We start from the raw sequence: 10,067 nt of genomic DNA, 5'->3' as shown, positions 1-10,067 counted from the left end.
AATTAGAGTTTGTAACTGTATAATACTACCCTGTTTTTTGAGCAAAAATGCCTAAAACTACGCACTTTTTTATTAACTTAACGATGCCCCAAGCCTTGATTTTAATAGCTTTCTGATTTATTCAGCAAACCCTACTTAAATTACTATTCTTATTTCCTCCATCTCAAGATTTATAAATCAGAGAAGCCTCTTTTTTTCTTGACTTTTTTCGCTTTTTTAGCTACAGGTTGATTCCGAGAGCCGGGGCGAGGTGCATTGCCCCCAAATAAGCCTCCCATACCGGGCATTCCTCCTCCTGTTGCCATTTGTTGCATCATGGTACGCATACGAGTAAAATCACTAACCAAACGGGAAACGTCTTTTTCCTGAAGCCCTGAGCCTTTAGCTACACGACGACGACGACTAGGTGACTGAGCCAATAATTGAGGGTTTTCTTTTTCCTCTTTCGTCATGGAATTAATCATTGATTCAGTCCGTTTCAATTGAACTTCACCTTGTTCTAATGCTCCAGCACCAAGTTTATTCATACCCGGAATTAATTTCATTACCCCTGCAAAAGAACCCATATTCTTTAATAGACGCATTTGTTTGATAAAATCATTAAAATCAAACTTCGCCTCCATCATTTTTTTCTGCATTTTCTCCACATCGGCGATGTCTAACTCTTCTTGGGCTTTTTCCACCAGAGTTACAATATCTCCCATATTAAGAATACGAGAAGCCATACGCTCAGGATAAAAAGGCTCTAAGGCTTCAACTTTTTCCCCAACCCCGATAAACTTAATAGGTTGCCCTGAAATTGTCCTTACAGATAACGCCGCACCACCACGACTATCACCATCCATTTTCGTCAAAATTGCCCCAGTAATGCCGATTTGCTCATGAAAAGTACGAGTAACATTAGCGGCTTCTTGCCCTGTCATGGAGTCCACCACCAAAAGAATTTCATGGGGTTTTACCACTTCTTTGATTTGGGCTAACTCTGCCATCATATCTTGATCAATTTGTAATCGTCCAGCAGTGTCAACAATTACGGTATCGATACCTTCTTCTTTAGCTTTGGCAATCCCTTGACGGGCAATTTCCACAGGATTAGCTTCTTTTCCCAGCTCAAAAACGGGAATCTTGATTTGATTACCTAATGTAATTAATTGATCAATAGCCGCAGGGCGATAAACGTCTGTAGCCACCATTAAACAACTACGTTTTTGTTTTTGTAAATATAACGCCAGTTTTGCTGTAGCGGTAGTTTTACCTGCACCTTGTAAACCAGCCATTAAGATAACTGTCGGCGGTGTATTCGATGAAGCTAAAGGAACATTACTTTCTCCCATCACCTTCACCAACTCATCATAAACAATTTTGATAAACTGTTGTTGTGGATTTACCCCAGAAATAACTTCCGCACCTAGGGCTTTTTTCTCTATTTCCCCTACAAAACTTTTAACTACCTGAAAATTAACATCTGCTTCTAATAAAGCTCGTCTAACTTCTTGCAGTGCATCTTGAATGTTAGACTGACTAATTTTACCTTGACCTCGTAACTTTTTCCATGTATCTTCTAAACGTTCTGCTAAAGCATCAAACATAATTAACTTAATCTATATTTAAAATTTTAAAAATACCAATTTATCACTTATAAATCAATATTTTAAAGGATTACGCCACCGTAATTAGGGTTTGCTGAAAAAGTTTTTTGGTGAGGGAATTGGAAAGGAAACGGGGAGTTAGGAATTAGAAAGGAAACGGGGAGTTAGGAATTAGAAAGGAAACGGGGAGTTAGGAATTAGAAAGGAAACGGGGAGTTAAGAGGCAACAAATTGCCTATGAGAGATCAAAAAATAAGATAAAGTAAGAAATATTAATAAAATAATAATCATAACCTTATATGTTTAATTGGTTTCGTCGTAAGAAAGAAAATAATCCTGTCACCCCTGAAATAGTAGAAACTCCTTCCATCGTTGAAGAAGAAAAAATTGAGGAAGTCACTGACACTGCCTCTTTGGAATGGGCAAAAGCGGCTTTTGCGAATATTCAAAAACAAAAACAAGTCTCCCCTACTTTAGAGGTTATAACTGAATCAGCTACGGAGATACAAGAAGATGATACAAAAACTCAAACTCCTGTTACCGAATTTGAAACGGTAACTCAAGAAATATCTGACACGGAAAACATCCCAGCTTGGTTGCAAAAGTCTGATCGTCTTGATATATTAAAAGAAACAGCAATTGAGCCTGAACAAGAGCTAGATGAAGATTTCTTATGGTCAGCTCAAGTTTTAGCTAATCAAGGGCGATTACCCGATGATGTGTCCGAAGATGAGTTTATTTGGCTTAAAAAACTACGTCAAGGCTTAGGTAAAACTCGTCGTAATTTAATCAATCAGCTAAAATCTGTTGTAGGACAAGGGCCTCTCAATCAAGAGGCGGTAATGGAAATTGAGGCGATGTTATTAAGTGCCGATGTGGGTATTCAAGCTACAGACCATATTATCAATACTTTACAAAATAAACTCAAAGAGGAAGCCTTACCCCCAGAAGAAGCTATCGCCTATTTGAAAGAGATATTACAATCAGTATTAGACGAGCCTCTCAAAAAATTAACGAAAACTGAATTTGAGCCAGAAGAAGGAAAACTTAACATTTGGTTATTAACAGGGGTTAACGGTGCAGGAAAAACCACTACCATCGGTAAATTAGCTCATTTAGCACAAACATCAGGGTATAAATGCGTTATCGCAGCGGCAGATACCTTTCGAGCGGCTGCCGTTGAGCAAGTTAAGGTTTGGGGAGAAAGAACTAACACTCCTGTAATTTCTAATCAAGGACAAAATACAGATCCTGCGGCGGTAGTATTTGACGGTATTAATGCCGCTATAGCTAGGGAGGCAAATTTGTTATTAATAGATACCGCAGGAAGATTACAGAATAAAAAGAACTTAATGGAAGAATTAGCCAAAATTCGTCGCATTATCGATAAAAAAGCTGTAAATGCCCATATTGAGTCTTTATTAGTGTTAGATGCTACCTTAGGACAAAATGGACTCAAACAAGCTCAAGTATTCTCCGAAGCGGCAGGGTTAACAGGAGTAGTTTTAACTAAATTAGATGGCACAGCTAAAGGTGGTGTTGCCCTTGCAGTATCTCAGCAATTAAATTTACCCATTCGTTTTATAGGCGCAGGAGAAGGTATTGAAGATTTACGCCCTTTTTCTAGTTATGAATTTGTGGAGGCTTTATTATCTGCTTAATCTATTGTTAACTATCTCCTAATTTCTAATTCCTAATTGTTCATTCTTCATCAACCTATGTCACAATTAAAACGTTATGAATAAATTAGACAATAATTAGGATGGATAGTTTAAAGTTATATGAATATGCTTGGTTAATCCCAGCACTACCTCTACTCTCTTCAATGATAGTTGGTATCGGCTTAATTTCTTTTAATCAAGCTACTAACAAATTACGACAAATTAACTCTATTTTTATTATCTCTACTTTAGGGGTTTGTCTAACTATGTCCATCGCTCTTTTTTGGAGTCAATGGCAAGGACACGCACCCTACACCACCATGATAGAATGGGCTAGAGCTGGAGATTTTAGTCTAAATATGGGCTACACTATCGATCATCTTAGCTCTTTAATGCTCGTTATTGTAACTACCGTTGCCTTATTGGTAATGATCTACACTGATGGTTACATGGCCCATGATGACGGTTATGTCCGTTTTTATGCCTATCTGAGTATCTTTAGTGCTTCTATGTTAGGTTTAGTTATTAGTCCTAACTTAGTACAAGTATATATCTTCTGGGAATTGGTAGGGGTATGTTCATATTTACTCATCGGTTTCTGGTATGATCGCAAACCCGCCGCCGATGCCTGTCAAAAAGCCTTTGTCGTCAACAGGGTTGGGGATTTTGGCTTATTGCTTGGTATGCTTGGCTTATATTGGGCTACTGGCACTTTTGAATTTATCCCTATGGGCGATCGCCTTCATGAGTTAGTGTTCTCAGGGCAAGTTGCTGGGTGGTTAGCGGCGTTATTTGCGGTTTTGGTCTTTTTAGGACCTGTAGCAAAATCAGCCCAATTTCCCCTTCATGTATGGTTGCCTGACGCTATGGAAGGGCCTACTCCCATCTCAGCTTTAATTCATGCGGCGACAATGGTAGCTGCTGGGGTATTTTTAATCGCTCGGATGTATCCCGTATTTGAGCCGATTCCAGAAGTAATGACTTTGATTTCATGGACTGGTTGTTTTACTGCTTTTCTTGGTGCTACCATAGCCATAACTCAAAATGACATCAAAAAAGGTTTAGCTTACTCCACCATTTCCCAGTTAGGTTATATGGTGATGGCTATGGGTATTGGCGCCTATAGTGCAGGATTATTTCACCTGATGACTCATGCTTACTTCAAAGCTATGTTATTCTTATGCTCAGGTTCAGTTATTCACGGCATGGAAGAAGTTGTAGGCCATGAGCCAGTTTTAGCGCAAGATATGAGATTAATGGGTAATTTACGCAAATATATGCCTATTACTTCCTCTTGCTTTCTCATCGGCACTCTTGCTATTTGTGGTATTCCTCCTTTTGCTGGATTTTGGTCAAAAGATGAGATTCTAGGGTTAGCCTTTGAAGCAAATCCTGTTTTATGGTTAGTGGGTTGGTTAACGGCTGGTTTAACGGCATTTTATATGTTTAGAATGTATTTTATGACCTTTGAAGGCGGTTTCCGAGGTAAAGATCATAAAATTCAAGAAGAATTATTACAAAAAGCTGGTATTACCTTAAGTGGTGAAGGGCATCACGGCGAAAAACCCCATGAATCTCCTTTAACCATGACTTTCCCTTTGATGATGTTAGCCATTCCTTCGGTTTTCATCGGTTTACTTGGTATGCCTTGGAATAATCGTTTTGAAGAATTTATCGGAAATCCTAATGAAGTTACCGAAGTTGCTCATCATTTTGACTTAAACGAGTTTTTAATTATGGGTGGAAATTCTGTCGGTATCGCTTTAATTGGTATCACCATCGCCTCTTTATGTTACTTACAAGGTAAAATTGACTACAAAGCGATCGCCATTAAAATTCAACCCTTATATGAGCTTTCCTTAAATAAATGGTACTTTGACGAGTTTTACGATAAAGTATTTGTGCAAGGATGTCGCCGTATTGCTCGTGGCATCATGGAAGTTGACTATAAAGTAGTCGATGGTGCAGTGAATTTAACTGGTTTAGTAACCATCATCAGTGGCGAAGGCTTAAAATACCTCGAAAATGGAAGAGTGCAATTTTACGCACTAATTGTTTTTGCCGCAGTATTAGGCTTTGCCATCGCATTTACCGTTATTAGTTAACATGGGTACTTTTTAAACCCGTAGGGTGGGCAATGCCCACCAAAATTTTTGTTTCTTTTTGATTTAAGATAAAGGAATAAATAAGGAAAATTGTGTACCTTGATATTGTTGATTTTTTATCCAATAAAAAGGGCTAATTAAACTAATTTTAATACCTATTTGATCACATAATTCTTTGACAATGGCTAAACCTAAACCACTACCAGAAATTGAACTTTGACTTTGAATACCTCGATAATGTCTTTCAAATATATGTTGTTGTTCTTCTTCAGGAATACCATAACCAGTATCACTAATTTTGATGATAAGTTCTAATTCATTTTGATTAGTTTCTAATAAAATTTTACCATTTATAGGAGTATATTTAACCGCATTTTCTAATAAATTATTCAGAATTTCTCCCAAGGCTTTTTTATTAGTGATAATTAATGATAAATTACGATTAATCTCTGTTAATATTTGGATATTTTTTTCATCCGCAATGGCTTGAATACTTAAAATTAATGGATTAATTATTTCTTGAATCTCAAATTTTTCTAAATTTTCAATCTTTTCTGTTAAGAAAAAACTGGTATTTAATGGTAAAATTTCATTATTATTAAATCCTTCCCATTGTTCATTAAAATCTGTTATTAAATCTTTTAGTCTGTCACTTTCTCTAATAATACTTTCTGAAACTTTGTAGTTGGGTTCATCATTTAATAAACGTTTTAAGAGCAATTTTCCAAAAGTACGAATAGCCGTTAAAGGGTTACGAAGTTGATGTAAAAAGTCCTCAATGTGATTATTTTCTAATATTCTTAATTTTTCTAATCGATTTAATTTTATCTGTGTTAATTGTTGTTTTTGTTCGATAATACGAGCTAAACTAATTGTTTGAGCAATTTCTTTTATTTGTACAATTTCATTTTTTTGCCAAGGAAACTTGTTTCTTTTTATTGCTAATAAACCTAATACTAAATCTTGATAAATTAAGGGTAATATCAGTTGATAAGGTGCTTTTGAATTAGGAGGATAACTGGTTATTTCTTCTGGTTGAAAAGACTCATTTAATGTTTCTTCAAAAGATGATGAGGGTAAAAATGCTAAAGAATTAAATGGAGAAGAAGGGGAATTTGGATAAACTAAAATCGGAATCAGTTTTGGAGTTTCATTATTCATTGAAGTTGTTAAATAAATAGCACTTTCTTGTACTAAAAAACTCTGTAAAATTAGGTTTAATTGTGATTCACAAAGACTAATAAACTCTTTACTAACTTTAACATCTTCATCATTATTCATAATAGATTATTTCTTAACTCTAAATTTTTATTAGCAATTTATTTTATATTTAAAAATTAACGAAAGTGATAGTTGTCTCTTAGTAATTATTTATTAGTCATAAACTATTTTTGATCTTGATTTAATCAGGATTTTTAGCAATTAAATCTAATCCATAAATAACTCTTTCTTTATTAGATAAATCCCCAATAATTCTTTGTAATGGTGGTGGTAATTGCTTAATTAAAGTGGGTGTTACTAAAATTTTCTCCCTTTCCGCACGATGTGGTTCTTCTAATACATCAATAATTTCTACTTTATATTGATTGTTTAACTCTTCTTTGCACAATTTTAACAGATTTGCGATGGCCCGTTGAGAATTAAGAGAATTACCAGTAATATATAGTCGTAATAAATAGTTACTCATGGATTAAATTTACTCAGAGTCAGAAGGAAAAAAAACGTTAAGATTATTAATGCCAATATAGTACTTACGATAATAAGAAGTTAAATAACCCATCAACTCTAATAATCTTAACCGACCTTCATCAACATAAGCTTGAACTTTTGCTAAATTTACATTCTTACTTTTTATTTTAAGGGCTTTAGTATGAATATCAACTATATCTCGTGGACTAGCTTTAAAAAAACCTAATTTTGCCGCCAGAGATCGTAACTCTTCAGAAACATTGTAATCTACTTTAAAAGCTCTTTCTTCTAAGGCTAAGTCTAATAATTGGCCATATTTTGTGGTTAAATCAGCAAATACCTCGGGAATACACTCTTTTAATGCCTCTGAGGCAAGGCAAACATTCTCGCTGTGATGCTAGGTTTAATGGCATTAGCTAAATTTTCAAGACTAGCAAATTCTTTTTCTTGTTGTTGCAGGGAAACTTTATTAATGTATTGTTGTCTCTCAATAGCAATACGAATTGCATAAATTAAGGAGTTGGCATCTAAATGTTTTTTCTGTAGATAACCATTAGCACCCATTTGAAATGCTCGAACTACAAGTGTTTCGTGCTGAATATCCGTTTCTACAATTATAGGAATATCTGGGGCAATTTCTTTAATTTTTAATAATGATTGAATACCTTTGCCATCGGGTAAAGTTAAATCTAGTAAAATTACATCAAAATCTTTCTGTTTAAGAATATCTAAAGCAGCAGTTAAATTTTCTACTAAACATAAATCAAAAGATAATCCTTCCGCTAAAACACAACTATGAGAATCAGATAATAAACTTTGAATTAGTTGCGCATTAATAGCATCATCCTCTACTAATAGAATTTCATAGACACAATTGAGCATATTTCGAGGGGTGCAAAATTTAATCAACAAATAAAGACTTTTTTAGTACTTTCAGGAGTTAATGTCAACTTTGATTAGAAAAATAAATAAACTGTTTCTAAGTTACCATATTACAGACCTTTTCATATTTATTAATTATTAGAAAAAAATATTTTGATAGTATTTTATTTTCTTAAAACGCCATAAATTATGAGAATCAAACACTTTTTAGCTTAATATTACTGAAGACAATTAAGTAATATTTAAAAAAATATGGTTAAAAACAAAATAAAACATGAAAAGAAAGAATTACCCTTAATTGGTTGGCGAGAATATTTAACATTACCGATATTAAACATTGACAAAATTAAAGTTAAAATTGACACTGGTGCTAGGACATCCGCTATACACGCTCTTCATATTCATACCTATAAAGAAAAAAGCCTAGAGATGGTAAAATTTGAAGTCCATCCTATCCAAAGAGAAACTCATACAACTATTCATTGTGTTGCACCATTATTAGAATATCGTCATGTTACTAATTCAGGAGGACATACTCAACTTCGACCAGTAATCGTTACTCCTATACAATTAGGAGATTATCAGTGGAATATTGAGTTAACTTTAACTAATCGTGATGTCATGGGTTTTAGAATGTTATTAGGAAGACAAGCCATCAAAAAACGTTTTCTGATTGATTGTACTAAATCTTTTCTTCATTAACCTTGATATTTGAACGGAATTATTAATTTACCGAAGTTTTTTTTGGGTTGAAAGCCTTGCACTTCAGGGCGACTTTTCTATATTTCTATATTTCTATATTTCCCTCTTTCCTTCTTTCTCTTGTCAAAATCCACTCAAGACGCTAAGATATTATCGTCAACGAAAAAGATAACTCATGATCATCTACGAAGCAAAGTTAGAGGGAACAAACAAGCAATACGAAAGGCTAGACAATGCTATTCGTAGTGGTCGTTTTGTTCGTAATAGCATTGTGCGTGGATGGATGGATGGAGTTATCAAAAGTCGTAATGACGCATACAAATACTGCAAAACGTTGGCAGACAATCCCGAATTCCCTTGGGCAAAACAATTAAATTCAATGGCGAGACAAGCTCATGCTGAAAGGGCTTGGGCTGGTATTGAGAGATTTTATCGCAACTGTCAAAAAGGAATAAAGGGCAAAAAAGGCTTCCCAAAATATAAAAAACATACCACGAGAGATTCGGTGGAGTATAAAACCACAGGATACAAGCTCTCAGAAGATCGAAAATCTATCACTTTCACCGATGGATTTAAGGCGGGTACCTTCAGAATGTGGGGTAGTCGTAATTTGCACTATTATCAACTAGAGCAAATTAAGCGGGTCAGAGTAGTTCGTCGATGCGATGGGTATTATTGTCAGTTCGTTATTGATCATACTCGTCACATCGACAAGGAATTAACGGGGATTCAGCGAGGTATCGATGTAAACCTAGAAAATTTTTATACGGATTCTCAAGGTGAAAGAGTAGAAAATCCTAGATTCCTACGCAAAGACGAGAAGAAGCTCAAAAAGCTCAACCGCCGTTTATCCCGTACCCAAAAAGGTAGTAAAAATAGAGCGAAAGCTAGGAGAAAATTAGGTAAAGCTCACTTGAAGGTCAGTCGCAGACGTAACGATTGGGTATGCAAATTAGCCCAACACGTCATCAAATCTAGCGATCTTGTAGCGATGGAGGATCTTCAAGTGAAGAATATGGTAAAGAATCGTAAACTAAGCAAATCAATTAGCGATGTGTCATGGAGTCTATTCCGTCAGTGGCTAGAATATTTTGGAAAAATCTATGGTGTACCTGTTATCGCTGTTGCACCTCATTTCACTTCTCAAGAATGCAGTCAGTGTCATCAGATTGTCCCTAAAACTTTAAGCACTAGAACTCATGACTGCCCTCATTGCGGACACAAAGACACTCGTGATGGTAATGCGTCTAATAATATTTTGCAAAAAGGACTCCGTCAATTAGCAAATACCGTGGGGCACACGGAAATCAACGCCTCTGAAGAGAATCCCCTCTGCTCTCCTCTAGCAATAGAAATTGGTAAGGGAACTCGTCGAAAGAGGAAGCTTTCCCAGCAATGAGAGAATCCCCGTACCTTCAGGTCGGGGCGAATGTCAATTA

At 35.5% G+C, this 10,067-nt stretch carries 7 protein-coding genes and 1 pseudogene; 4 read left to right on the top strand and 4 right to left on the bottom strand.

Going from position 1 to position 10,067, the window contains the following annotated elements:
* Window positions 1-170: 170 nt before the first annotated feature.
* Window positions 171-1,589, bottom strand: a complete 1,419-nt coding sequence (gene ffh / locus ACEW8E_RS14530) for a signal recognition particle protein (RefSeq protein WP_373481076.1) — start codon at window positions 1,587-1,589, stop codon at window positions 171-173.
* 299 nt (window positions 1,590-1,888) lie between these two features.
* On the opposite strand from ffh, the gene ftsY reads away from it, so the two are divergent.
* Together ftsY and ACEW8E_RS14520 are read left to right on the top strand one after the other, a co-directional pair.
* The gene (gene ftsY, locus ACEW8E_RS14525; RefSeq protein ID WP_373481075.1) at window positions 1,889-3,250 is read left to right on the top strand and encodes a signal recognition particle-docking protein FtsY; all 1,362 of its coding nucleotides are present in this window, start codon (window positions 1,889-1,891) and stop codon (window positions 3,248-3,250) included.
* Between the two features lie 101 nt (window positions 3,251-3,351).
* Window positions 3,352-5,355, top strand: a complete 2,004-nt coding sequence (locus ACEW8E_RS14520) for an NAD(P)H-quinone oxidoreductase subunit 5 (protein ID WP_373481074.1) — start codon at window positions 3,352-3,354, stop codon at window positions 5,353-5,355.
* A 63-nt stretch (window positions 5,356-5,418) separates the two neighbouring features.
* On the opposite strand, the gene ACEW8E_RS14515 is transcribed toward ACEW8E_RS14520, so the two are convergent.
* From ACEW8E_RS14515 to ACEW8E_RS14505, 3 genes and pseudogenes are all read right to left on the bottom strand, one after another.
* Window positions 5,419-6,636 (bottom strand): sensor histidine kinase, encoded by a 1,218-nt coding sequence (locus tag ACEW8E_RS14515; RefSeq protein WP_373481073.1) that lies wholly within the window; start codon window positions 6,634-6,636, stop codon window positions 5,419-5,421.
* 121 nt (window positions 6,637-6,757) lie between these two features.
* Window positions 6,758-7,042: a circadian clock KaiB family protein gene (locus ACEW8E_RS14510; protein WP_373481072.1), complete on the bottom strand. Its 285-nt coding sequence runs from the start codon at window positions 7,040-7,042 to the stop codon at window positions 6,758-6,760.
* A 9-nt stretch (window positions 7,043-7,051) separates the two neighbouring features.
* Window positions 7,052-7,926 (bottom strand): annotated as a pseudogene (locus tag ACEW8E_RS14505) (response regulator).
* A 252-nt stretch (window positions 7,927-8,178) separates the two neighbouring features.
* On the opposite strand from ACEW8E_RS14505, the gene ACEW8E_RS14500 reads away from it, so the two are divergent.
* Window positions 8,179-8,628: an ATP-dependent zinc protease gene (locus ACEW8E_RS14500; RefSeq protein WP_373481071.1), complete on the top strand. Its 450-nt coding sequence runs from the start codon at window positions 8,179-8,181 to the stop codon at window positions 8,626-8,628.
* A gap of 175 nt (window positions 8,629-8,803) precedes the next feature.
* Window positions 8,804-10,027: an RNA-guided endonuclease InsQ/TnpB family protein gene (locus ACEW8E_RS14495; protein WP_373481070.1), complete on the top strand. Its 1,224-nt coding sequence runs from the start codon at window positions 8,804-8,806 to the stop codon at window positions 10,025-10,027.
* Window positions 10,028-10,067: the final 40 nt, after the last annotated feature.

Source organism: Geminocystis sp., assembly GCF_041753295.1.
In the GTDB taxonomy this organism is placed as follows: Bacteria; Cyanobacteriota; Cyanobacteriia; order Cyanobacteriales; family Cyanobacteriaceae; genus Geminocystis.
This window is presented reverse-complemented; position numbering and strand designations above follow the sequence as displayed.

Bases quoted from the DNA above. Each gene is read 5' to 3' on its own strand.
- ffh (WP_373481076.1), bottom strand. From the start codon at position 1,589: ATGTTTGATGCTTTAGCAGAACGTTTAGAAGATACATGGAAAAAGTTA.
- ftsY (WP_373481075.1), top strand. From the start codon at position 1,889: ATGTTTAATTGGTTTCGTCGTAAGAAAGAAAATAATCCTGTCACCCCT.
- ACEW8E_RS14520 (WP_373481074.1), top strand. From the start codon at position 3,352: ATGGATAGTTTAAAGTTATATGAATATGCTTGGTTAATCCCAGCACTA.
- ACEW8E_RS14515 (WP_373481073.1), bottom strand. From the start codon at position 6,636: ATGAATAATGATGAAGATGTTAAAGTTAGTAAAGAGTTTATTAGTCTT.
- ACEW8E_RS14510 (WP_373481072.1), bottom strand. From the start codon at position 7,042: ATGAGTAACTATTTATTACGACTATATATTACTGGTAATTCTCTTAAT.
- ACEW8E_RS14500 (WP_373481071.1), top strand. From the start codon at position 8,179: ATGGTTAAAAACAAAATAAAACATGAAAAGAAAGAATTACCCTTAATT.
- ACEW8E_RS14495 (WP_373481070.1), top strand. From the start codon at position 8,804: ATGATCATCTACGAAGCAAAGTTAGAGGGAACAAACAAGCAATACGAA.